The organism is Anaerohalosphaeraceae bacterium (genome assembly GCA_037479115.1).
GTDB lineage: Bacteria > Planctomycetota > Phycisphaerae > Sedimentisphaerales > Anaerohalosphaeraceae > JAHDQI01.
Genome location: JBBFLK010000009.1, coordinates 43,518 through 66,950 on the forward strand (window position 1 = coordinate 43,518; position 23,433 = coordinate 66,950).

General features: G+C 53.1%; 23 protein-coding genes. 1 reads left to right on the plus strand and 22 read right to left on the minus strand.

All coding sequences use genetic code 11. From position 1 onward, the window contains the following. Positions 1-10 precede the first annotated feature (10 nt). Genes WHS88_06030 through WHS88_06090 form a run of 13 tightly spaced genes read right to left on the minus strand, consistent with a single transcriptional unit; the run spans position 11 to position 13,484 of the window. Positions 11-1,243 (minus strand): acetyl-CoA acetyltransferase, encoded by a 1,233-nt coding sequence (locus tag WHS88_06030; protein MEJ5259730.1) that lies wholly within the window; start codon positions 1,241-1,243, stop codon positions 11-13. 10 nt (positions 1,244-1,253) lie between these two features. Further along, entirely contained in the window at positions 1,254-1,679 is a 426-nt protein-coding gene (locus tag WHS88_06035; protein MEJ5259731.1) for a four helix bundle protein, read from the minus strand. Positions 1,680-1,720: 41 nt separating this feature from the next. Then, positions 1,721-3,010 carry a 3-hydroxyacyl-CoA dehydrogenase family protein gene (locus WHS88_06040; protein ID MEJ5259732.1) on the minus strand — a complete coding sequence of 430 codons (1,290 nt, stop codon included), beginning with the start codon at positions 3,008-3,010 and terminating at the stop codon, positions 1,721-1,723. A 27-nt stretch (positions 3,011-3,037) separates the two neighbouring features. Next, positions 3,038-4,060, minus strand: coding sequence for a WD40 repeat domain-containing protein (locus WHS88_06045; GenBank protein MEJ5259733.1), 1,023 nt, complete (start codon positions 4,058-4,060; stop codon positions 3,038-3,040). Between the two features lie 2 nt (positions 4,061-4,062). Beyond that, a complete protein-coding gene (locus WHS88_06050) occupies positions 4,063-5,235 on the minus strand; it encodes a glycosyltransferase family 4 protein (protein ID MEJ5259734.1) in 1,173 nt (390 codons plus the stop codon). A gap of 13 nt (positions 5,236-5,248) precedes the next feature. Further along, complete coding sequence (locus tag WHS88_06055) at positions 5,249-6,424, minus strand: glycosyltransferase family 4 protein (GenBank protein MEJ5259735.1); 1,176 nt, start codon at positions 6,422-6,424, stop codon at positions 5,249-5,251. Next, complete coding sequence (locus WHS88_06060) at positions 6,421-6,966, minus strand: acyltransferase (GenBank protein MEJ5259736.1); 546 nt, start codon at positions 6,964-6,966, stop codon at positions 6,421-6,423. Before WHS88_06060 ends, WHS88_06055 begins: the two co-directional genes overlap by 4 nt. A 46-nt stretch (positions 6,967-7,012) precedes the next feature. Beyond that, entirely contained in the window at positions 7,013-7,900 is an 888-nt protein-coding gene (locus WHS88_06065) for a glycosyltransferase family 2 protein (GenBank protein ID MEJ5259737.1), read from the minus strand. Then, on the minus strand, positions 7,897-9,081 hold the full coding sequence (locus tag WHS88_06070; protein MEJ5259738.1) for a glycosyltransferase family 4 protein: 1,185 nt from the start codon (positions 9,079-9,081) through the stop codon (positions 7,897-7,899). The genes WHS88_06065 and WHS88_06070 overlap by 4 nt, the downstream gene beginning before the upstream one ends. Further along, entirely contained in the window at positions 9,078-9,785 is a 708-nt protein-coding gene (locus tag WHS88_06075; protein ID MEJ5259739.1) for a hypothetical protein, read from the minus strand. The genes WHS88_06070 and WHS88_06075 overlap by 4 nt, the downstream gene beginning before the upstream one ends. Then, positions 9,778-11,175: an O-antigen ligase family protein gene (locus WHS88_06080; protein ID MEJ5259740.1), complete on the minus strand. Its 1,398-nt coding sequence runs from the start codon at positions 11,173-11,175 to the stop codon at positions 9,778-9,780. The genes WHS88_06075 and WHS88_06080 overlap by 8 nt, the downstream gene beginning before the upstream one ends. A gap of 6 nt (positions 11,176-11,181) precedes the next feature. Continuing rightward, positions 11,182-12,432, minus strand: a complete 1,251-nt coding sequence (locus WHS88_06085) for a polysaccharide biosynthesis C-terminal domain-containing protein (protein MEJ5259741.1) — start codon at positions 12,430-12,432, stop codon at positions 11,182-11,184. A gap of 11 nt (positions 12,433-12,443) precedes the next feature. Continuing rightward, on the minus strand, positions 12,444-13,484 hold the full coding sequence (locus tag WHS88_06090; protein MEJ5259742.1) for a hypothetical protein: 1,041 nt from the start codon (positions 13,482-13,484) through the stop codon (positions 12,444-12,446). A 22-nt stretch (positions 13,485-13,506) separates the two neighbouring features. Here WHS88_06090 and WHS88_06095 point away from each other — a divergent pair, with 22 nt between their 5' ends. Continuing rightward, entirely contained in the window at positions 13,507-13,803 is a 297-nt protein-coding gene (locus WHS88_06095) for a hypothetical protein (GenBank protein MEJ5259743.1), read from the plus strand. Between the two features lie 438 nt (positions 13,804-14,241). Here WHS88_06095 and WHS88_06100 read toward each other — a convergent pair whose 3' ends face one another. From WHS88_06100 to WHS88_06140, 9 genes are all read right to left on the minus strand, one after another. Next, complete coding sequence (locus WHS88_06100) at positions 14,242-15,555, minus strand: nucleotide sugar dehydrogenase (GenBank protein ID MEJ5259744.1); 1,314 nt, start codon at positions 15,553-15,555, stop codon at positions 14,242-14,244. Between the two features lie 73 nt (positions 15,556-15,628). After that, a complete protein-coding gene (locus WHS88_06105; GenBank protein ID MEJ5259745.1) occupies positions 15,629-15,946 on the minus strand; it encodes a nucleotidyltransferase domain-containing protein in 318 nt (105 codons plus the stop codon). Continuing rightward, positions 15,925-16,305 carry a HEPN domain-containing protein gene (locus WHS88_06110; GenBank protein ID MEJ5259746.1) on the minus strand — a complete coding sequence of 127 codons (381 nt, stop codon included), beginning with the start codon at positions 16,303-16,305 and terminating at the stop codon, positions 15,925-15,927. Before WHS88_06110 ends, WHS88_06105 begins: the two co-directional genes overlap by 22 nt. 147 nt (positions 16,306-16,452) lie before the next feature. After that, a complete protein-coding gene (locus tag WHS88_06115; GenBank protein ID MEJ5259747.1) occupies positions 16,453-17,832 on the minus strand; it encodes a hypothetical protein in 1,380 nt (459 codons plus the stop codon). A gap of 104 nt (positions 17,833-17,936) precedes the next feature. Further along, positions 17,937-19,055 (minus strand): DegT/DnrJ/EryC1/StrS family aminotransferase, encoded by a 1,119-nt coding sequence (locus tag WHS88_06120; GenBank protein ID MEJ5259748.1) that lies wholly within the window; start codon positions 19,053-19,055, stop codon positions 17,937-17,939. Further along, positions 19,052-20,026, minus strand: a complete 975-nt coding sequence (locus WHS88_06125) for a GDP-L-fucose synthase (protein ID MEJ5259749.1) — start codon at positions 20,024-20,026, stop codon at positions 19,052-19,054. The genes WHS88_06120 and WHS88_06125 overlap by 4 nt, the downstream gene beginning before the upstream one ends. Beyond that, on the minus strand, positions 20,023-21,042 hold the full coding sequence (gene gmd, locus WHS88_06130) for a GDP-mannose 4,6-dehydratase (protein MEJ5259750.1): 1,020 nt from the start codon (positions 21,040-21,042) through the stop codon (positions 20,023-20,025). The genes WHS88_06125 and gmd overlap by 4 nt, the downstream gene beginning before the upstream one ends. Continuing rightward, the gene (locus tag WHS88_06135) at positions 21,039-21,983 is read right to left on the minus strand and encodes an NAD-dependent epimerase/dehydratase family protein (protein MEJ5259751.1); all 945 of its coding nucleotides are present in this window, start codon (positions 21,981-21,983) and stop codon (positions 21,039-21,041) included. The genes gmd and WHS88_06135 overlap by 4 nt, the downstream gene beginning before the upstream one ends. Continuing rightward, complete coding sequence (locus WHS88_06140) at positions 21,980-23,296, minus strand: UDP-glucose/GDP-mannose dehydrogenase family protein (protein ID MEJ5259752.1); 1,317 nt, start codon at positions 23,294-23,296, stop codon at positions 21,980-21,982. The genes WHS88_06135 and WHS88_06140 overlap by 4 nt, the downstream gene beginning before the upstream one ends. Between the last annotated feature and the right edge of the window lie 137 nt (positions 23,297-23,433).

Genomic DNA, 23,433 nt, shown 5'->3' on the forward strand with positions numbered 1-23,433 from the left:
ATCCGAAAACTCATCGTCCGATGATAAACACAACGTTGGTCGTCGCGGAGCCGCCGATATTCAGCGTGGCAACGCGGCGGGCGCCGGGCACCTGATAATCGCCGGCGGTTTCGGTCACCTGTTTATAGGCATCCAGCAGCTGGCGGGCGCCGGTGGCCCCGACGGGATGGCCGCAGCCGATGAGCCCGCCGGACGGATTAATCGGCAGCCGCCCGCCCATTTCTATGACCCCCTCCTCAATCGCCTTCCAGGACTGCCCCGGCTCCGTCAGTCCAAAGTGGTCAATCGCCATATACTCAGACGTTGTAAAGCAGTCGTGCGTCTCAATGGCATCCAAATCCCAGCAGTCCTTCAGTCCGGCCCGCCGGTAGGCATCCGTAATCGCCTTGCGGGTCCAGGGCAGGACATAGGGCTGCCCCTCGGATTCGGCGACTTTGGCGGCAAACTCCATCGGGGCCGTCGTATGGCCCCAGCCCAAAATCCGCGGCAGCGCCTCCAGGGGTTTGCCCAGTCGGCGGGCATACGCGGCGGCAAAATGCTCCGAGGCCAAATAGATGCAAACAGCCCCGTCGGTCACCTGGGAACAGTCCGTCACTTTGATTCGCCCGACGATGGCGGTATTGTACTGCCCTGTTCGGCAGGCATGGTCATAATTCATAAACCAGTCGCGGGTCTGAGCATTCGGATTGCGTTTGGCGTTGGCATAGTTAATCGCGGCAATCCGGGCCAGATGCCGATTGTCCAGACCATAGCGGGCCTCATACACATCGCCGAGTTTTCCGAACAGTTTGGGGAAGGGAAACTCAATGCCGGCCGATTCCCGCTCGTACCAGGCCGCCGTCCCCAGATAGTCGCCGCCCTTGGCCGGCGAGACGGTCTTCATCTGTTCCACTCCGACGACGGCAATGCAGTCATACAGGCCCGCCTGGATGTGAGCCATTGCCGACAGGGCCGCCAGAGCACTGGAGGCACAGGCCCCTTCAAATCGGCAGGTCGGCAGCCCGCGAAAGGCCGGGTCGAAATCGACAAAAAAGGCCCCCAAATGCCCCTGCATACAGTACAGTTCCGCGGCGAAGTTGCCGATAAAGGCCGCCTGAATATCCCGCGGCTCGATGCGGGTCACGGCCAGCGAGCCCTCGTACGCCTCCCGCATCATCGCGCTGATGTGCTTGTTTTCCCGTGCCCAGTTGCGGGCAAAATCGGTCTGATAACCGCCCAGAAGGTAAACGTTTTGTCCGCTCATTTTATCCTCTTCAGATTCCAGTATCCAGCAGCCGGATTCCAGCAAGGGATTCGACCGCTCTTTGACAATTTGCTACTCGCTGCTCTTGCGAATAGTCCGTGCAAAAGCTGTAAGCATTTTTCTGATTTCCGCAACTTCCGCAGAAATCTGCAAAAAGTCCTTTTCCTCTACATACTTGAGTTCTGTGCTCAAAAAAAAGAAGATATTCCACTTCATTCAGAGAGCCCAGCGAAATATCCACGAATCGCGTCAACTCCGTTCCGGTAGTCCGCCCGCAGCCTTCTGCAATATTCGTCGGAATCGAAACAGCAGAGCGTCTCAGCTGCGAACACAGTCCATACATTTCTTTTGCAGGAAATGTTTCTGTCAATTCATAAACCTGCAAAACCAGTTTATGAGAACGATGCCAAGCGTGAATTTTCCGATAATCTTTCATTCGTTTTCATTTCTGGCTGCTGTATGCTGGAAACTGGACGCTCACTTTGCAGGAAAATACCGCCCTGCATTGAAGGGGTACCGTTCACAAATCGTATCCTCCAGCAGTGAAGCAGGCACCGGCAGCCCTTTGGAGGCCAGCAGCTCGGCCGCTTTTTCTTTTCCCCCGAACATATAAACCAGCAGACTCGGAGACGCCCAGTTAAAGCCGGTCATCATCACCCGGTCGATGCCCTCGATGCCGTACTTCTTCTCTGTGACCTCCCCGACAAGCATATACGAATAGGCAATATAGGTCGCAAGAATCTCCTGAACGAGCTCCGCTTCAGTCCCTTTTGCAGTCCGTATATGCTCAAAGGCATCCCGATAGCGTCCGATATGAATCAGCTGCTTGGCTTCTTCGACAAAGCGGACATGCGGCTCGAAAGCCTGGATATAGGTCAGACTTTTCGGGTCGATATACTCGTATTGGCCGCTCTCGAGGCGCTTGTAAAACCCGCCATTGTCCCGCGTCTTTCTGCCCAAATGCCCCTGCTCAATCATTTTTTCCAGATAGTCCGGAAGCACCAGTTTGGAATGCAGAGCATCACGGGTATGAGCCTGAAGACTCTGGATAATGGCCTTATGAATATCCAGGCCGACCAGGTCAATCGTCGCCAGCGGAGCCATCACCCGTCCGGTATAGGGGCCGATGAGATAATCCATCATCTCCACGCCATACTCGGCGGCCAGTTCCGTAATCCGGGCAAACAGGAGAAAGGCGATGCGGTTTCCGGCAAATCCGGCGGTCGGCCGAACCGGAATCACCGCGCGCCGCAGCCGGCGATGCAGAAAGTCCGCCATAAACTCCACCAGAGCCGGGTCAGTCTTCGATTGACCGCAGATTTCACAGGCAGACATCTTTCCCGGCGGATTGTAGAAGTGGGTCGAGAGAAAATGCTTTTGAAAATCCTCCGAGCGGCCCTTCGGCAGCTCCTCGAGCACCAGACTGCTGGTGACAGAGCTGACAATCGTGCCCGGCCGGCGAAGCGGTTCCAGCCGCTCATACATCGCCTGCTTGACCGACAGGTCCTCCGCTACACACTCCAGAATCCAGTCCGCTTTGGGGACGGCTTCCGAAAGCATCGAATCATAATCCCCGCAGACGATATTTTCTGCGATGACTTCCGAGCGGGCCTGAGCAACCGCCTTTTCGAGCCCTTTCCGAGAGCCCTCCCGTGTGCGGCTCAGAAAATACACCCGCAAACCGTTTTGGGCCAGAAGTCCGCCCGTCAGCGACCCGACGGTCCCGCTGGCTCCGAGCACTGCGACTGTCTGAATCGTTCGTTCCACGTTTGTTCCCTAAAAAAGACTCTGCTGTTATTTTGACAAATCAAATATCTCAATAATCCCGCTGCCGCGGATATCCGATGTGGCAAGATATCGGCCGTCCGGCGAAAAGGCCATCCCGCTGATAATTTTATGCGAGACGCCCGTTTTCCTTCGCAGCTGCCATGTCTGGACATCAATCAGATAAAACGACGGGTCGCACGAGGCCGCCAAAGTTTTTCGGTCGGGGCTGAGCACCACCCGCTGAATGGTCCGCAGCTTGGTTTGTCCGGCCTGCAGGGGAACCAGCGGAAGGGTCTCGAGAAGCCGGCCGTCTGCGGCGTCAATCCGGCTGACCGCTCCATCCCGCGAGCCCGCAAAAATCAGCGGCGGATTGTCCAGAAAACAGACGGAATAAAATTCCATCTCCTCCGGATAGATTTTTTCCCAAACCACTCGGCCGCCGGGGATTTCTATCAGGGCCAAATAGGCCTTTTTGTCTTTGGTGCCGGCCAAAATCAGTTTGTCCTGTGTATCGGATACACAAAGCCGTCGTATGAGAAAATCACGCCCGCCCTGAAGCTCTGCCAGATTCAGGAGAATCTCCTGCTGCAAATCCACTCTTTGGAAACGATATTCGCTGCGCTGGTCGCTAAGATATTGACAGGCCAGAATGATGGTCGAACAGGCGGCATCCGAGACCAAAAGCACTTCGGCGGGCTGTCCGGACAGAGGAATCCAGAGTGAACGGCCGGGCGAGTTTTCCAGCACCAGACCGCGTTTTTCCTTGACGGAAAGAATCCGCTCATCCGGCAGGAGAAGCGATGGGTAAAAGGCCGCCGGCAAATCGCGTCGGGCCGCCTGAAGATTGGACCAGTCGAACAGATGAAACCCGCGGCCCATTTCGGAGGCAATCAGATGATTGTCCCGCGTCCAGAGCTCCTCAATGCCCTGATTGTCGGGAATCTTCAGGATAATCTGCTCCTGCCGGCGATAGTTCAGAACCAGAACCAGCACTTGAACCAGTACGATGACAGCCAGCACGTGAAGAATCTTATTTTTCAGAAAAGCCATTTTTAACAACCTCTCCGGGCAAGCAGACGTTCATACAACTGTAGATGCTCCTGCACAAGCAGGCGGGAGGAAAAACGTTCCCGCACCCAGCGGGCACCCTCCTGCCCCATCCTTCTCCGCAGCTGCGGATCATCAATCAGCCGGGTCAGACATCGAATCAAATCCTGAGGGTCATCTCTTTGAAAAAGCAGACCCGTAACATTCTCCTGTATGGAATCCACACATCCTGTAATGCGGGAAGCAGCGACCGGCACCTCCATCGCCGCCGCTTCGATGTTGCACATACCGAACCCTTCGCGTCGGGACGGCATCACAAAAATATCCATCGCCGCATAATACGCAGCAGGAAAGGGGATATGACCCGCCCAGTGAATCCGCGGATGTTCGCGAATCATCGACAGGGAGCGGGCATCCAGTTTTTCGCGGTCTTCATCCATTCTGCCGACCAGCAGCAGATGAAGCAGCGGATTTTTCTGAGCCAGATTCCCGAAGACCTCCAGCAGCATCGGAATCCCTTTTTCGGGCGTGAGCCGTCCGACAAAGCCGAGGACAACCGCCTCGGGAGGGATTTGAAATTGCTCTCGAATCCGCCGTGCTTCCTGTCGAACCGCTTCCGTCGGAGAGTAAAGGCCGTCCACATCAATCCCGCAGGCGCTGCCGTCCCGAAGGACCGATACTTTCTCCGCCGGACAAAGACCTTCATCCACAATCCGTTTCCGGAGACTGGGACTGACGGCCAGAACCTGATGTGCATGCCGACAGGCCTGTTTTTCACAAAAAGAAAAAAGTTTTCTCTTCCAGAAAACGGCTGTATCGCCCACCAGACCGTGAATGGTATAAAGCCGAACCGGCACGGATGCCGCCGCGGAGGCCTTCATCGACAGAAAACCGGCCTTGGGCGTATGGGCGTGAACCAGGTCATAACCATTCCTCCGAAAAAGTCCGGTGAGTCCGCGAAGGGTCCGCCAATCCTGAACCGGCGAAAGAGAGCGGGAAAACGGCACGCGCTCAGCCTGGCAATCCAGCTGCGCAGTCAATTTCTCTAAAAACGGATTTTCCGACGTGATCAGTGTCAGCCGAGCCCCTGCGTTTTGAAGAGCCTTGAGCAGTTCAATGTAGAAAAAAAGGGTATTAGGAATTGTGGAAATAAAGGCGATTTTTGTCTTTTCCAACATTGGAAAGGAGGATTCAGCAAGGACGGTTTATCTGTTTCAGGCAGCTCAGACGATGACGGACCATTTCCTCAATCCACTGTTTGCGGTCAAACATCTGCTCAACCCTTCGGCGCCCGGCCTGTCCCATTCGGCTCCGAAGGGAGGCATCCTGAACCAGTTTCGTCAGGGCCTCTTTCAAAGCAGGAACCTCTCTGGGCGGAACCAGAAAACCCGTCACGCCGTTCTGAACGGATTCACGGGGGCCGATGACATCGGTGGAAACCACCGGCAAAGCCATGGCCTGGGCTTCGAGATTGACCTCGCCGAATCCCTCCCGATAAGTCGGCAGACAGAAAATATCCATCGCGGTATAAAAAGGAACGGGGTCCTGCTGCCAGCCGGTGCATCGAATCGCCGGATGAGAACGAATAAGTTCTTCAGCTTGCGGACGCAATCTGTCCTTTTCCTCCTGCTGGCCGACCAGAAGCAGATAAACCGCAGGGTTTTCCTGATGAATTTGCTCAAAAGCCGCCAGCAGCTCATGAATCCCCTTATCTCCGGTTAACCGGGCAACCGTCCCGATGACGACAGCATCGTCGGGGATTTGGTATCGTTCTCGAATCTGCTTCCGGTATAGTCCGGTTAAGTCAGGGCTGAAACGCTCTAAATCGACGCCGCAGGCGCTGCCGTTCAGAATCACTGTGCATTTCTGACGGCGGGTGATTCGCTCCTGCTCCAGAAAACCGACCATTTCGTGAGAAATCGGCAGAACCTGATGACTGAGGGCACAGATTACTTTTTCAAAGGTTTTCAACAGAAGCCGGCGGGCCCCGGTTTGACCCATATAATACAGCCCCCAGAGCAGATAAAGCCGGCACGGCACACCCGTCAGAAAAGACGCAATCGAGCCGAGCAGCGAGGCCTTGGGCGTGCTGTACTGGACAACGGCAAACCGATGGGTTCGAAAAATCCTGACCAGCCGCCGCAAAGCCCGAAGGTCCTGCCAGGGTGTAATCAATCGTGAGAACTCGGCCGGCAGATATCGAACGCTCGGCGGCAATTCGGCTGGAAGGGTTTCGTCATAGGCGCAAATCACCGTGACATCAAAGCCGGCTTTCAGAAGCGCATCAATCTGCCCTTTGTAAAAAAAACGAATCGACTCCGAAACCGTGGTCAGGATGCAGAGGGCCGGCTTGGGTGTCTGGTTCACGCTTGTTGTTCCTTCAGGATATCGTCTCGTGAAAATATGTTGGGAGTCTGGTCAACCCGAGGGCCGATGATGCGAGCCGGAACACCGGCCGCAAAAACGTTGTCCGGGATATCTCTGGTTACTACAGCGTTGGCGCCGACAATCACGCCGGAGCCGACGGAGACGCCGCTGACCACAACCGCATGAGAGGCCAGCCAGGAACCCCGGCCGATTCGCACGGGGGCGGTTCGGGAGCCGCCGCCGCAGACGGAATTGTCCTTAAAACAGTGGGAGCTGGTGGTAATCACCACGTAGGGGCTGAGTTTCACCTCGTCTTCGATGGTCAAACCGCCGATGCCGTCAATCCAGCAGCCGGTCGACAGATAGACATCTCGGCCGATGCGAATGCCGTGCGGATTGAGAAACGTCACACGGCGGGCCGGCTGAAACCCCCGGCCGCATCGGCCCAGAAACGGACGCAGCATCGCCCCGCGAAGACGGAGTGTAATGCGGTTGTCCGGCAGCCAGTCCGTCAGCAGCTGCACCAGCCAAATCGGGAGCAAATAACGAACCTGATAAAAAAGGTGAAAAAATATTTTTTTCAACATGCTATTCCCCCACTCCCGGCAGCGGACAATTTTTTATTCGACGGAGTTCTTCCAGAAAATACTCTTTTTCCGCCTCGCTCATCTTCCCAAATCGCCTTTGCATCAATTTGCCGCGAAGCCCTGTATAAAACATACCCACCGTAACTGCGAACTTGAAATACTGGCTTAGTAAACTTGACACAGCACGAATGTACTTTTGTTCCTGCCAATTGTAACGGAAAAGAAACCCCGCCCCAACCCTCCTTGCCGTCCATTGTTTTCTCAGATTAAAAGACTTATCAAACCGATAATAATACAAAGGCTCCGGCACATTATCAAAGACACTGGCTTTATACGAACGGAAAAACAGATTGAAATCTATTGCCAAAGGCAACCGTTCATCATAGCGAAATTTCTGAAACCATGTCTTTTTGCCGAGAAGGGTCCCATGAGCAATATGAAAAGTACGGTTCGGATGCGCACATATTTTGTCGTGGCCCTGGACGGCCCGGCCGTAACCGAGCGGTTGGTCACCTTCACCCAGATAGCACATTCCGGTTCCGACAACATCAATTTTAGGGTCGCTTTCAATCAGTTCCACCTGTTTTTGAATCCGATTCGGCGAGCATAAATCATCCGAATCCAGCCGGGCAATATATTTGCCGCGGGCCAGCTCCGTAATCCGATTCAAACTGGCCGCCCGTCCCAGATTGCGGCCGTTGCTGTACACCCGCACACGCGGGTCCCGCACCGAGCGGGCAATCTGAAGACTGTCATCCGTCGAACCGTCATCCACCAAAACCAACTCCCAGTCCGTAAAGGTCTGGGAAAAGACCGACCGAACCATATCCAGCAGCATCGGCCCCGTATTGTAAAAAGCGCTGGAAATTGTCACCAGCGGAGCGTTCATTTAACCTCTCCTGTTTTCACAAGACGTTCGAGCCCTTCCATCACACGAGCCGTATGGTTCTCCGGTGTAAATCGTTCTGTGACGGTTTGGTAGCCGCGCTCAATCAGACGCTCCCGCAGGGCAGAATCCTGATGCAGTCGCTGAATCTGTTCCGCCAGCCGTTTTTCATCTCCAACAGGAAAAACAAGACCGTTCTCCTCATCCTGCACAGAATCCCGAATTCCTCCAACAGGCGTAACTACAACCGGACACTTCAGAAGCATCGCTTCCAGGACGACATGTCCAAACCCCTCTTCATGGGTCGGAAGCACCATGATATCCGCCTGTTTGAGAATCGTCGGCACATCATTCCGCCAGCCGAGAAAGAAAACATGCTCCGTTACCTTCAGCTGCTCTGCCAAGTCCCTAAGATATCGTGCATAGGAATCATCATCTCCTACAATATCCCCCGCCAGCCAGAGAACAGGATTGAGCCCTTGTTCTTTCAGGACAGCCGCAGCCCGAATGGCCGTATCCTGTCCTTTTTTGGGAATCAGGGTAGCCGGCACAAGAACAGCCGGATGCTTGCCCAGACCCGGCAGCGGAGCTTCCAGCGGCTGCATAGATTTCTGAATGGTCTCCTCAAAATCGATGGTATCATAGACCACATGTACCTTCTCCGGAGCGAATCCGGCCGCCGTCAGCTGCCTGGCCGTCTCCGTGGAGATAGCCATAACCAAAGACAGCCGTTTCTGCATCTGCCTGCCGACGGAATCCCGGTAATAAGACGCCGGCAGGCAGCCGATAACTTCCATCACCATAGGAATCTTCCGAAGAGCCCTGCCGATATTTAAAAAGCGGAAAGCCACTTTGCCGTTCGTCCAAAGCAGGTCCGGCTGAATCCGCCGGATTGTTTGAATCAAACGGCGGCGAAGACGAACATAATGCGGAACGGCACACAGAAACCGCCACAGCCGCTGCCAGGGCTTCCGCGGAGAACCGAGAAAAATAAACCTTGCCCCCGACATCAGAATATGGACTTTCACCCCATGGTTTGTCAATTTCTGAATATAGGGCTGACTTTGTCCATACGGGTCGATCACTTCTACCTGATGATGCCGCGAAAGACGAATCATCGTATCCGCCGCCAGCTGAGGACCGCCGCCGAATCGATAAATAAAATCAAAAAAAACAATCTTCATTCTTTTTTTCCGGATGAATCCGTAAACCGCTCTTTAATCCGAACAGCCGGATTGCCGGCCGCAATGGAATTGGACTCAATTCGTCCTCGGGCTACAGAACCAATCGCCAGAAAACTGTCCTTTTCCATCGTCAACCCCGGCAGCAAAACACACTGAGACGCCACGCCGGCGTTTTCCTGAAGAACAATCGGACCGTATAAAAAGCAGGCATTTTCCTTGGGAACACTAATGGTAAAATACACATTGCGGCGGTGAGGTTCCGAGAAACTGCGGTAATGATTGGTCAGCGACAGCACCCGCGTCCCGGCCGCCAATCCGCTGTAATCGCCGATATCGACCCCTCCATGCCCCAGGATATAACAGCCGACTGACACGTGAACCTTGCGGCCGATGCGGACCTCCCCTTCTCCGAGGTGAAAATCAGGATTGGGCACATAGCGCTTTTCATACGGAGAAGACGAAAAGGGTCCGGCGCATATCATACAGTTGACATCCACAATGCAGCCATCCTGAAGGGTAATATAGCGGTGGCCCACAAACCGAACCCCTGCCTTTATCACCACTCCCTTTCCGACATATTTCAGGCGGCACCGGTAATAACACCAGCGGAGAAAAACCCCGATTCGCCCGGGCCATGAACGAAGAATCGCCTCAACCAACTCCAGAATTTCAGCAAAAATGCCTTTGAAACAATGTTTATACATATCCCTCATTCACTTCCCAATCAGATATTCTGTATGAATCCAAATAATTCAAATATCCATCTGCAGCCACGAGTTCCTGCCGTCGGCATAATTCGAACGCTCTATCCACTAGGACTACCAGAAAGAACAAAAGATATCGTGGATAATTTGAACTGAGCGCATCAGATGTGCCGGCATAAACGCCCCAAGAAAAGATTGCCCATAAACAAATAGTAGCAACTTGCCAAAGCAACAGACTTCTTGAATAACATCGTACGAAAACAGCACGTTTCACAAAGCCATATAAAGAACTCAAAGCCCATATCAGCCCTGGAAGGCCATAAACGGTAATTAATGAGACATACATACTGTGGCTTTCCGTTTCATTTCGAATAATCCCTGCCGTACTCCCCTGGCCCAACACAAAAATTTTGAGGTTCATTGTTGAAAAGTACCGTTTCCATAATTCTACACGTCCGAGAACGTTTCCGCTGACTTCTTTGCTGGCGGGATTATAAACCTCCGACAATCGTTCAAAAAACGCCTTTCTTGTGCCGGCAAACAAAAACAAAACAACAATAAATGTCCCTATAGCAAGCCAGGAAAGTCTTTTATTTTGCCCCCAAAAAGCCATTAAAAAAAGAACGGCTGCAAGCATAAGAAAACCTGAGCGGGATTTGGTTACTAAGGCCGCCACCAGCAGTAGAAAGGCAAAAATATAATATATGAAACGCTTCCAAATATTCTTCTGAAGTTTTAAGGAACCCAACAAAAGAATAAATGAGCAGACTAAGACACAGGCAGCGCCATTCGCATTCATAAAAGCACCGTAAGCCCTTCTTAATTCTTCTTCTTCACCGATAGTTCCAGATATTGTCTGGCCTCCCAATCCGGTAGTTTCAGGAAGCTGCCAAGGCCACGCCAAAGACGGAACAAAATATTGAAAAATGACCAATCCTGCACCCAAGACAGCCGCTGCTGAAAACATAATAAGTTGTGTTTGCAGGTCCTTTTCATCATCCACACAATGAACTACTGCATAGAACAAACACCAGAAAACCCAAACTTTCAATATTTCCTTCAAAATAACAAATCGGTAAGCCGGCCAATCCATTGCACCGGAAAAACCGGCAAGCGTCACGACCCCAATAAAAGCGGTTATAACCCAGAAACCGTACCCCAAACGGAGAGGAATGCCGCCCATTAAATTTCTTCTCACAAAAACAACCAAAAACAAGGTGATACAAAACAGGTCATCATATCCAATATTAAGAGGCAGGAAACCCTGGTGATACCACCAGCCGTGCGGATAAGTAAACAATATCGGCCAGATTAGAAAAGTACCTAATTGGGGGTTAAGAAAGATTATCGTTAAAAATGCAATGATAAAGAATGCAAATGCTATTGTCATTTTTCATCAACCAACATGATTCTTTCGAATTGCCTTCATCACAAACACAATACAAATCAGAGCCCCGAACATATAACTGCAGAAAAACGCATAAGCCCCGCCCATAATCCCAAAGCGGGGAATCAGCAGAACAGAACAGACGCCGCTGACAACCGCCGTGCCGATATAGATAGGCATCTGCACAACAAACTGACGCGTGGCATTCAGCCCCCAGTTGGAGACGCTGAAAACAGCCAACACAGAACTGGCGACCGCCAGCATCACCAGAACATCGTTGTAGCGGGCATACTCCGCTGTAAACAGAAATGTCAGCAGGGGTTTCCCGACGAAGTAAACCCCCGCCACAAAAACCAGCCCCACCGCAAGCATCAGAACAATCAGCTGAACAAACAGACGGACAAAAGAGCGTATGCTTTCTTTAAAATATATCGACAGACGCGGCAGAGCTGCATTGCCGAGGGCCGAATGAATCATCGTATAAACCACCAGCAGCATCGACAAAGCGGTAAAATACCCGACGGCGTCGCGACCGAGGGTTTTATCCATCACCAGACGAGGAACATGCTGTGATATATTCATAACAGCTCCCACTACTGCCAGCGGAGACGCATACTTAAAAAGACTCCAAATCTTCGGCCAGTGCCATCGCGGCCGATACCCGCCGAATCCTTCCGGCTGATGAGCCGAAAGAACCCGTGCCGAGACCGGCATATCATAAAAACACAGCACACTCAGGCGGGCGAGAATAATCCCGCCGATTGCCAGCAGAAGATTCCGAGTCGGCCAATACAGCAGCAGGAACAAAAGCAGGGCGAGAACCCCTTCTGCAACCTGAGATCCGGTCGCTAGATTCAGCCGTTCATATTTTTGAAAATTGGACAGAAAATAAGCCCGGATTTCCGCTATGGCCTGGCTGATACCCATAAAACTGATAACCAGGGCCGTCTGAAGGGGATAAAACACAAAACCGATGACGGCTGAAATCACAACGGAAGCCAGCGAGGCCAAAAGCCGGACCGCTATGTAATCGCCGGTCTGATAGGCATTTCGAATATCCGTGATATTGACCGTGCACAGTTTCAGGCTGAAAAACGTGGCCACCGGAAGCGTAACGGCCTGGCCGATTCCCCAAAGTCCCACAGTTTCGACCGGCGACGTCTTCGCCAATATGGTCAGAAGCAGATAGCCGCAGAGGGCATAAAAGGAGTTTCCTGCAAACGCCCATAAAAAATTAATTTTCAAGGATGGACGATGCATAAACTCCGGTGCTAAGGTCTTTGAATTGCCGCATTGGCTGCCCGAACAGCCTGTTGATAATCCGCTCGGCTTCCCTCCAGAAGTTTTTCGGAAGAGGGAATATTCTCATCAACCAGCTGAGGAATTCGATATAGCCAATACCCATGGGCCCGCTGGGCCGACTTGACCAGATGGTCCCTCAATTCAGAACTTTTGTACGCCCGCAGAAGATACCCCGCCGCATAGAGTCCCCGAATATTATACTTCTGGAAATACGCATCCAGATCATTGGGAATCCGATCCGCACCCCAAGGTTCTTGATAATATCCGTAAGTATCTGTCGTAAAAGAAATAACGGGGTAGGAATCCTCACAAAGCCCTCTCATCAGCGCCTGCAGAACCCAATTCGTTTCCGTTAAAGCCGGATACACGCCAAACAGCAGGTTCGGATTTACCGCATGGATTTTCCTCCTCAGCTCGGTGGCCTTCGCCTGAACCTCCGAACTCAGATAAGCAAAATAATTTTCAAGCAGACCCCTTTGAGAAAGCCATTGTTTCCTCGCTTCCTTTTCGACAGGGGGAAGCGTTGAACCGGTGTACCCTTGCGTAAAAAGAAAAGAAGAGAAACAAAAATCACAAAAACAGGTGTTGTAGGAATACTGCTTGTGTTCTTCCGGCAGCTCTTCCGTTCGGTATTGCTCCATATCAATGAAAAAACCGTCAAAGGACAAAAGGGGGGATTCTACTGAAACCCTGGCAAGCCGATTCGCCATATCCTCCGTCAAATATTGTTTCCAGAGTTTTGAATCCAGAGGACAGGGGAAAAGCCCTTCTGTCCCATCTGCAAAAACAACTTTGCGGCAGGCATTGCCCGCGGGCGGCTGCCATGGATAGAATGCAAAAATATGAAGTTCCGCCTGATTGCAAAGTCGAAACCACTCACGATAATAATTCAGGTGTTTGGAAGTTTCTGCAAAAGAACACCCATAAACAATCACAGTATTCAGGCCGAGAGATTTTGCCAGATTTACATACCGGGGGATTTTCGAAAGATTCCCTTGGGTTGAGGACATAAAACCCCCGCGGATACCCTCCTTGAGAATCCAGTCCGTTGGATCCTTTTTTTCCTCCACCAAAGGAGACCCCGTACCGTTTCTAACCGAAGATGTCTGTGGGGAAGAGCTGGTATTTGAAGCGGCTGATGCAGAAGCGTCTTGTTTCTTTCCGGCACCGGCGGGTGAGGCGGAAGAAGAGGAAGAATCGGAAGAAGAAGAAGAAGATGATGATGATGATGATGATGAGACTGAAGAACCCGTACTGCCCGAGCTGTGTAAATTATTGTCATCAGCGGCGGATGCCGCCAGCGGACGGGATGAGCTTTCGAGAACCTGAGCGGCTTCCGGCGAACGGATATAAAAAACATCCGATTCACTTTCGCTCCGGCCCAAAAGGGGCTCGACGGGTTCCGAAACAGCCTCCGCAAAAACAGGAGTTTCAGGATTGAATTCCTCTGCAGACTCCATTGAGAGCGTCAAAGCAGACGGAGCCGCAGAAAAAGTCGGCTCTTCAGCCGCAACGGTTTTCTCCGGCACCGCTGCTTCCGGATGGAAATAGACATACCCCGCATAGCCCAAAAAAGCAGCAACCATCAAAACGGCTGCTATATCAATAATTTTGTAAGTTTTCATATCGGCCTCACCTCAAAAAATGTGCCGCAAATCTTTCCACACTTAAAATATACGTAATATTCCCCCCTCGCGGCACACCGGCCAATCAACAAATCCGTAGAAATACCGAGTCCGATAATCTCTTCTTCTTGTGTCCGCTTTTTCAGGCCTTGACGATTTTGCTGCGGCCGGATTTGACCGCGGCCGTGGCGTTGCGGGTATCCACGACCAGCTTGGCGTGTTTGACAATCCACGCATAATCATAGCAGCTGTGGTTGGTGGAAATCAGCACGCAGTCATACGAACGGAGCATCGCCGCTGACAGCGGCCGGCTGGTCATCTTCAAATCATATTCCCGCATCTTGTGGGTTTTCGGTACATACGGGTCGTTATAGTCCACTTTCGCCCCCCGCTCCTGCAGCAGTTCAATCAGCTCCAGCGAAGGTGATTCCCGCACATCATCGATATCCGGCTTATAGGCCAGCCCGAGTACGAGGATTTTGGAGCCCTTTAAGCTCTTCTTTCGCTCGTTGAGGGCCTCCATCACCTTGTGAACGACATAATGGGGCATACCCGTATTAATCTCACCGGCCAATTCGATAAACCGCGTGGCCATCCCGTACTGGCGGGCCTTCCAGGTCAGATAGAACGGGTCTATCGGGATGCAGTGGCCGCCCAGCCCGGGCCCGGGATAAAACGGATGATAGCCGAACGGCTTGGTGCTGGCCGCTCGGATAACCTCCCAGACGTCGATGCCCATCCGGTCGAAAACCATCTTCAGTTCGTTGACCATCGCAATATTGATGCACCGATAGACATTCTCGAGAATCTTGGTCGCCTCCGCCGCCTCCACCGAGGAAACCGGCACCATTTTCTGAATAGCCAGCGAATACAATTGGTACGCCAGCTGCCGGCACTTCGGGGTCAGCCCGCCGACGACTTTGGGAATCGTGCGGGTGGTGTACTGTTTGTTGCCCGGGTCCTCCCGTTCGGGCGAAAAGGCCAGATAGAAATCCTTACCCGCTTTCAGACCCGTGGCCTCCAGAATCGGCTTCATCAGTTCCCGCGTCGTACCCGGATAGGTCGTGCTTTCCAGAGAAATCAGATGGCCTTTTCGCAGATATTTTGCAATGGTGCGGCAGCTGCCTTCGACATACTGCATGTCCGGCTCGCGGTTGGGCGTCAGCGGCGTCGGCACGCAAATCAGAACCGCGTCGGCCTTGCGAATCTGGGACATATCCGATGTGGCGGTGAATTTTCCGCTTTTGACCATCTTGCGGACAACTTCGTGCGGGACATTTTTAATAATGCTTCGGCCGGAATTGAGAATCTTGACTTTCTTGTCGTCAATATCAAATCCGAGCACCCTCACGCCCGCCAACGCAAATTCCCGAGCCAAAGGCAGTCCCACATAGCCCAAGCCAAGAACGCCAACCACAACCTTTTTACTCGCAATTTTTTTCTCGAGATTGTCCATATTCATCCTTCCTCATTGAACCTTATTGCAAACACCACTGCGGGTCATACGGGTTGCCGCAATGGGCGTTTTTTCAGCCGTATACTACCTCTCCGTCACGGGCATAATCGGCAATAAGTGATTTCCCGGATTGCCACTCCTGCGGAGTCATCGCTACCGCTTCAATCGGTTTAAATACCTTATAAATTGCGGAAGACAATAATTCGATTCGCTCCCAGTATCCCTTTCCCTCAAAATCCTCCGAAATAACCACCAAATCAATATCACTGTCTTCCCGCTGCCGTCCGGACGCATAGGATCCGAACAAAATAATTTTTTGGGGTTTTATTCCGACCTCCTGCAGGGCTTTTTGAAAATCAGAAATGACGGCTAAAACTGCTTTTTTATCCATTGGAGAATTTCCTTAGCCTGAATAATCAACTGCTTCGAGATCGCCTCCGTATAATGGATTTGCAATTGTTCAATATCTTCGGGGTACCTTGTCGCAATATGGGCTTCATTAAGCCGAGCAATAATTGTCCCTGTTTTCTCTTCTGGTTTGATTCCCATCTTATCCAGCAAATAAATCAGATTATGCGTTTTGGGCGGAATCTCTCGCAGCTTCGCCTGGTAAAGGCCTTTCAGTGCCTTTTCAAGAGACAGATGGCACAGAAAAACCGCGTAAAAATATCTCCCGCCGCTGTGCATAAACTCTGCGGTTTCCATATCATAGTCAGCCTGTTTCATCCATTCCACGGCTTTTTTGTCCATCTTTCGCCGTTTTTCCTATCTCGTTTTCCAATCAGCCTCAATGACCAAACCGTTTCCCGTGCAAGAACCCTATAACCAACGGTCTATTGTTTTTTCAAATCGGATTGACCGCTTTCGGTCCTGAAAGGTTTTCACATTTCCTCTGCCTTAAAAATGATTCAAACACCACTGCGGGTCATACGGATTGCCGCAGCGGAGCCATTGGCTCGCCAGCACGGAGAAATCAGACAGACCTACAAAGCAGTCTCCATCCAAATCCGCCGTCAGTGCCCTTTCACACTGAAAAATGGTAAACGCCGCATCGCTCATATCCGTTTTCAACGGGTCAGCCGAATCACTGATGCGAATCCAGCATTCCGTCGAATCCGCATCCGGCAGGGGTTTCCAAAGGAAATCGCCCGTATTGGGAACGCCGGGAGTAATCAGATTCCAGGTGTTTCCATTATCCGTCGAATAGACAATCTTGATATAGTCCGGCGAAGGCCCTTCGGTCTGCCAGCGGATAGGGACTTCTGTGCCTGCCAAAAACATCTCCCCGCCGTTTGGAGAAAGAATCGTCAGAACCGTCGGCACCGGCACATCAGCATAAAAAAGGTCATCTCCGCTTCGCCAGATTATCCGGCTGCCCCAGACGACGGGGCGCAGCTGTGGACCCGACCGCGTATCCACCTCCAGAAAAGCCCCGGTCGCCAGATTGCAGGCATAGATATCCGAATTGGCAGAGCCGTTTCGATAGTCCTCCCAGACAACCATCGAACCCTGAATAACCGGCAGAATCTGGTCACCGGCCGCCTGACAAACGGCGAATTCCGGTCCATCCGGAAGCCGGCGGGCATACAAATCCACACCGGTTTCATTCTTGTTTCGCTCATCCTGCCAGACAACAAGCCCCCCGCTGACGGAGGGACGAAATTGAAGTGCAGACTGCGTACAGACGGCCGTCTCCTGGCCGGTCTGAAGATTTTTGGCATAAATATCCCAGTTGCCGCTGTTGCGCAGGTCCACCCAAACTACCCACGGTCCGTCAATCGCCGGATACCCTTCAAACGCCGAACCGTTGGAAATCACAAACTCCTCGCCGGTTTCCAGATTGTATCCGTACACATCCCAATTGCCGGCTCGATAGTCCTGCCAGACCACAATCGAACCGCTCACGCGGGGATTCATTTGAGCGGCACTGTTTGTGCAAATCGCAAACTCCTGACGAGTCCGCAAATCAAAACCGTAAATGTCATAATTGCCGCTGCGCATATCCTGCCAGACGACAATCGGACCGCTGACGGAGGGCGCCGACTGCTCCTGAAGAGCCGTACAAATCACCAGCTCATTCGGCTCAGAAAAATGGAAGCCGTAAATATCCATGTTCAGCATCCCGCTGCGTTCGTCCTGCCAGACAACCACCGGTCCGTCAATCGCCGGATAATCCTGAACTCCGCCGGCCGTACACAAAGGAAACCTTGTCAAATCCGCTGCTGCCGATACTGCCAACATTCCTACCCCTACCACCGCCATCCAAAACCGCTTCATCACGACCTCCTTTCTTTTGAAATCCTTCCTAAAAGCCCTTCGTGAGCAACCAAGCAACAGCTTCAGCAAATCACCGGGGCATTACACACCCTGCGGAAGAAATTTCAGCTGTAAAACGCAAGAATAGTCTGGACAACATATTCTTTCATCTCATCTGTCAGTTCCGGATAAATCGGCAGGGCCAGGACCTCTTTGGCGGCCTTTTCGGCCTCGGGGCAGTCCCCCTCACGGCCGCCCAGATAGGCAAAGCATTCCTGCAGATGCAGCGGCACCGGATAATAAATCTCGCAGCCGATCTGCTTTTCCTTCAGATAAGCAACCAGCTCATCCCGCCGCGGCACCCGGATGACATACTGATTGAAAATGGAAACACAATCCTCTGAAATAACCGGTGTGCGGACGGGGCTCCCTTGGAAACGTTTGGTGTAATACGCCGCATTCATCCGCCGGGCCTGCGACCACTGGTTCAGATACGGCAGTTTGACCAGCAGGGCCGCCGCCTGAATCGGGTCCAGCCGGAAATTGCCGCCGACGTATTTGTGATAATATTTGGGCTGGCTGCCGTGATTGCGCAGAATCATCAGACGCTGGTACAGGGCCTCGTCGTTGGTGACAACCATCCCGCCGTCGCCGATGCCGCCCAGATTCTTGCTCGGAAAGAAGGAAAAGCAGCCGCAGGTGCCGAGACTGCCCGCCCGCCGTCCTTTGTAGGTTGCGGAAATCGCCTGAGCCGCATCTTCAATCACCGCCAGCCGGTGCCGCTCGGCAATCTGCAGAATCGGGTCCATATCCGCCATCTGCCCAAAGAGATGCACCGGCATAACGGCTTTGGTGCGGGAGGTAATCGCCCGCTCAATCAAGGCCGGATTGATGTTGAAGGTAACCGGGTCAATATCGACAAAAACGGGCTTGGCGCCGACCCGGGCGATGCAGCCGGCCGTTGCAAAAAAGGTAAAGGGAGTGGTGATAACCTCATCCCCCGGACCGATTTCCAGACTCATCAGACTGTTTAAGATGGCATCCGTGCCGCTGGAAACCCCTACGGCATATCGGCAGCCGCACAGCTGAGCAATCTCTTTTTCGAGCTGCTCTACCTTCGGGCCGCCGATACAGACCTGCGAATCGAGCACTTCATTAATCTGAGCCAGCACCTGCTGGCGAATTGTGCGGTACTGGGCTTTTAAATCCAGCAAAGGAACCTGCATGTTCACCTCAAGCTTCAAAATAAGTCGTTGAAATCCCCGGATTTGGGGGCCGTTTTGTGTATTCGATACCAGTCAATCGTCGCCTTCAGGCCGGTCCGCAGGTCCGTGCGGGCACGGAAGCCGAATTCCTTTTCGGCCCGGCTCGTATCCAGACAGCGGCGGGGCTGACCGTCGGGCCTGGAAACATCCCATCGGATTTGTCCGTCAAACCCCGTCAGCTCGGCAATCATCTCCGCCAGAGCCCGAATGGTGATTTCCTGTCCGGTGCCCAGATTCACAGGGTCGGGCTTGTCATAGTATTCCGTCGCCAGCAGGATGCCCTCGGCGGCATCCGCCGCATGAAGAAACTCCCGCGAAACAGTTCCGGTTCCCCAGCACTCAATCCAATCCCGGCCTTCCTCGACAGCATCCACACATTTTTTAATCAGGGCCGGAATCACATGGCTGGTTTCCGGGTCGAAATTATCGCCGGGGCCGTACAGATTGACCGGCAGCAGATAAATCGAATGAAAACCGTACTCCTGCCGATAGGCCTGCGACTGCACCAGAAGCATCTTTTTGGCCAGGCCGTAAGGGGCGTTGGTCTCCTCCGGATAGCCGTTCCACAAATCCTCTTCTTTAAACGGCACAGGCGTAAACTTCGGATAAGCGCAAATCGTCCCGACGGCGACGAACTTTTCCACGTCGTGCAGCCGGGCCTGTTCCATCAGCTGCACCCCCATCATCAGATTTTCATAAAAGAACCGCCCGGGGTGCCTGCGGTTGGCTCCGATGCCGCCGACCACCGCCGCCAGATGAATCACCATATCCGGCTTCATCTGCTCAAACATCCGCACCACATCGTCCATCCGCACCAGATTGTACTGAGCGCTTCGCGGCACAAGGACCTCTCGGCAGCCCCGCTGCTGAAGGCCCTGCACGACATAGCGGCCCAGAAAGCCCGCCCCGCCGGTCACAACCACCCGCTTGTTTTCAAAAAATCCGCTCATCGCCGATTGTTTTTGTGGTCTTTGAGCACCTTTTCTTCTTCCGCCAGCTTCAAGTCCGCCTCCGTCATCATCCGGGCCAGCTGTCGGAAGGTCACCTTCGGTTCCCAGCCGAGTTTGGTTCGGGCCTTGGAGGCGTCGCCCTGCAGCACATCCACCTCCGTCGGGCGAAAATACCGAGGGTCAATTTCAACATACTCACGCCAGTCCAGATCGAGATAACCGAAGACTTCATCCAGAAATTCGCGGACGGAGTGCGATTCGCCCGTGGCCACCACGTAATCATCCGGCTGGTCCTGCTGAAGCATCCGCCACATCGCCTCGACATAGTCGCCGGCATATCCCCAGTCTCGTTTGGCCTCCAGATTGCCCAGATACAGTTTGCTCTGAAGCCCCATTTTGATTCGTCCGGCCGCCCGCGTGATTTTGCGGGTCACAAACGTTTCGCCCCGGCGCGGCGATTCGTGGTTAAAGAGAATCCCGTTGCAGGCAAACAGCCCGTAGGCCTCCCGATAATTGACCGTCTGCCAAAAAGCGTACACCTTGGCACAGGCATAGGGGCTTCGAGGATAAAACGGTGTCTTTTCCGTCTGGGGGATTTCGGACACCTTGCCGTACATCTCGCTGCTGGAGGCCTGATAGAACCGCGGGGGCTTTTTCATCATCCGCAGCGCCTCCAGAAGCCGAAGCGTCCCGAGGGCATCGACGTTGACTGTGTAAATCGGCTGGTCAAAACTGACCCGAACATGACTTTGGGCCCCCAGATTGTACACCTCATCGGGCTGAATCTCATTGAGAATAGACGACAGACTGCCGCCGTCCGTCAGGTCGCCGTAAATCAGTCTCAGCGGCGGCTGCTCATGCGGGTCGCGATACAGATGGTCGATGCGCTCGGTGCTGAAGGTGGAGCTGCGCCGCACGATGCCGTACACCTCATAGCCCTTTTCCAGAAGCAGCTCCGTCAGATACGAGCCGTCCTGCCCGGTAATCCCGGTAATGAGCGCCTTTTTCTTTTTCATACGGCCTCCCTGCGCATCCACTGAACAAAACGGGCTAACCCTTCTTTAAGGGATGTTTTGGGACAATAGCCCAGGTCCTCGGCGGCCTTTCGGATATCGGCACACGTGCGAATGACATCGCCCGGCTGCGGAGGCAGAAACCGCCGCTGGGCCCGCTTGTTCATAACCTCCTCCAGCGCTGCAATCAGATTATCCAGCCGAATCGGGCAGGATTCCCCCAGATTGTAAACGGCAAAACCGCGGCAGGCCTTCAGCGCTGAAACCGTTCCATCAATAATGTCGTCAATATACGTAAAATCGCGCTCAGCAGAGCCGTCGCCGTAAATCGGAATCGGTCTGCCGGCCTCAATCAGCCGGGCAAACTTGTGAATCGCCAGGTCCGGACGCTGCCGCGGACCGTACACCGTAAAGAACCGAAGACAGAAGATATGCATTCCGTATAAGTGATGATAGGTTCGGCACAGCATTTCCCCGGCCTTCTTGGTGGCGGCATACGGAGAAACCGGTTCATTGACCGGGTCGTCTTCGGAAAAAGGAATTCGGCTGCTGTTGCCGTACACACTTGAACTGGATGCAAACAAAAGCGTGCGAATCTTGTTTTTCCGGGCCGCCTCGAGCACGGCCGCCGTGCCCCGCACATTCACATCGGCATAGCCGAGCGGGTCTTCAATAGAGGGCCGCACACCCGCTTTGGCCGCCAGATGCACCACGGCATCTGAACCCTCTGCGGCCGCTTCCAGAAAGGCCGCATCTCGAATGTCGCCTTCTTTCAGCACAAAGCGGCTGGATTTGAGCAGCTCGGTCAGATTTCTTCGTTTGACCGCCGGGTCATAAAACGGGTCGAAATTGTCCACGCCGACTACAAAATGGCCCTCTGCCGTCAGACGTTCGCACAAATGCGACCCGATAAACCCGGCCGCCCCCGTTACAAGGATTCTCATCTTCCCTCCGGCACCTGCCGCACGACAGAACGGCCGATGCTGTAATATTCAATTCCCTGTTTCTGAACAAACGAGGGACTGTAAAGATTGCGTCCGTCGAAAATTACCGGTTTTCTAAGCCGACGTGCAATCTGGTCAAAATCCGGCGTTCGGAATTCCTGCCAGTCCGTAAAAATCACCAGCCCGTCCGCCCCGTCCAGCACATCATAGGCATTTTCCATCCGCTGAATCCGGCCGTCCAGTTCCGGACAAACCGCCTCCGGGTCATAGGCGGCAACCTGCACGCCCGCTTCCAAAAACCGCTGAATGCAGAAAACCGCCGGCGACTCCCGCGTATCATCCGTACGCGCCTTGAACGACAATCCCCAGACCCCCAGTCGAACATCCCTCCGCCCCTGATAATACCGGAGCACTTTGTCGGCAAACCGCTGCTGCTGTCGGAGATTGACCTGCTGAACGGCCTCAGCAATCGTCATCGGCACCCCTTTTTGGCGGCCCATATAAATCAGGGCGCGAACATCTTTGGGAAAACAGCTGCCGCCGAAACCCACCCCCGGAAACAAAAACGACGGACCGATTCGGCTGTCGCTGCCGATACCCGCCCGCACCTGCTCAATATCCGCCCCATATTCTTCACACAAGGCGCTCAGTTCATTCATAAAGGAAATCCGAGCAGCCAGCATCACATTGGCGGCATACTTGGTCATCTCCGCACTGGCCGGGTCCATAAAGAAAATCCGGCTGCTCTTTCGCATAAAGGGAGCGTACAAATGCTTCATCAACTCCATCACGGCCGGGTTGGTTGTGCCGATAATGACACGGTCGGGTTTGAGAAAATCCTCGACGGCGGAACCTTCCTTCAGGAACTCCGGGTTGCTCACATAATCAAAAGGCACCTGCGTTTTGGAGGCAATCAGCTCACTGACAATCTTGTGGGTGCCGACCGGCACGGTACTCTTGACTACAATAATCCGGTACTCCTTCATCCAGCGGGCAATTTCTTCGGCTGCTGAGAGCACAGCGGAGATGTCCGCCGAACCATCCGGAGCACTGGGGGTGCCCACTCCCAGAATCAAAATCAGCGACTGCTCAACCCCCTCTTTCAAATCGGTCGTAAAAGTTAACCGCCCGCTTTTTTCATTTCGCCTGACAATCTCCTCCAGCCCGGGTTCATAAATCGGAATGAGCCCTTTTTTGAGATTGTCTATCTTTTTCCTGTCATTGTCTATACAAATGACATGGTTTCCGCCTTCCGCCAGGCAGGCCGCCGCTACCAGTCCCACATATCCAACACCGACTACGGAAACCTTCATATCATTAAGTCTAAGTAAAACAGTAAATTACAGCATTTTCGCCTGTCGAAAACGTCTTGAATTTACACTCCGTCCCCGTCGGCTGCAGTCCGCACGCCGTTAGGACTTAAATCCTTGATATTAAACATGTTGTGATT

Bases quoted from the DNA above. Each gene is read 5' to 3' on its own strand.
- WHS88_06045 (MEJ5259733.1), bottom strand. From the start codon at position 4,060: ATGGCTTTTCTGAAAAATAAGATTCTTCACGTGCTGGCTGTCATCGTA.
- WHS88_06030 (MEJ5259730.1), bottom strand. From the start codon at position 1,243: ATGAGCGGACAAAACGTTTACCTTCTGGGCGGTTATCAGACCGATTTT.
- WHS88_06100 (MEJ5259744.1), bottom strand. From the start codon at position 15,555: ATGGACAATCTCGAGAAAAAAATTGCGAGTAAAAAGGTTGTGGTTGGC.
- WHS88_06075 (MEJ5259739.1), bottom strand. From the start codon at position 9,785: ATGTATAAACATTGTTTCAAAGGCATTTTTGCTGAAATTCTGGAGTTG.
- WHS88_06115 (MEJ5259747.1), bottom strand. From the start codon at position 17,832: ATGAAGCGGTTTTGGATGGCGGTGGTAGGGGTAGGAATGTTGGCAGTA.
- WHS88_06125 (MEJ5259749.1), bottom strand. From the start codon at position 20,026: ATGAGCGGATTTTTTGAAAACAAGCGGGTGGTTGTGACCGGCGGGGCG.
- WHS88_06085 (MEJ5259741.1), bottom strand. From the start codon at position 12,432: ATGCATCGTCCATCCTTGAAAATTAATTTTTTATGGGCGTTTGCAGGA.
- WHS88_06135 (MEJ5259751.1), bottom strand. From the start codon at position 21,983: ATGAGAATCCTTGTAACGGGGGCGGCCGGGTTTATCGGGTCGCATTTG.
- WHS88_06050 (MEJ5259734.1), bottom strand. From the start codon at position 5,235: ATGTTGGAAAAGACAAAAATCGCCTTTATTTCCACAATTCCTAATACC.
- WHS88_06105 (MEJ5259745.1), bottom strand. From the start codon at position 15,946: ATGGATAAAAAAGCAGTTTTAGCCGTCATTTCTGATTTTCAAAAAGCC.
- WHS88_06065 (MEJ5259737.1), bottom strand. From the start codon at position 7,900: ATGAACGCTCCGCTGGTGACAATTTCCAGCGCTTTTTACAATACGGGG.
- WHS88_06070 (MEJ5259738.1), bottom strand. From the start codon at position 9,081: ATGAAGATTGTTTTTTTTGATTTTATTTATCGATTCGGCGGCGGTCCT.
- gmd (MEJ5259750.1), bottom strand. From the start codon at position 21,042: ATGAAAAAGAAAAAGGCGCTCATTACCGGGATTACCGGGCAGGACGGC.
- WHS88_06035 (MEJ5259731.1), bottom strand. From the start codon at position 1,679: ATGAAAGATTATCGGAAAATTCACGCTTGGCATCGTTCTCATAAACTG.
- WHS88_06080 (MEJ5259740.1), bottom strand. From the start codon at position 11,175: ATGACAATAGCATTTGCATTCTTTATCATTGCATTTTTAACGATAATC.
- WHS88_06090 (MEJ5259742.1), bottom strand. From the start codon at position 13,484: ATGTCCTCAACCCAAGGGAATCTTTCGAAAATCCCCCGGTATGTAAAT.
- WHS88_06140 (MEJ5259752.1), bottom strand. From the start codon at position 23,296: ATGAAGGTTTCCGTAGTCGGTGTTGGATATGTGGGACTGGTAGCGGCG.
- WHS88_06110 (MEJ5259746.1), bottom strand. From the start codon at position 16,305: ATGGACAAAAAAGCCGTGGAATGGATGAAACAGGCTGACTATGATATG.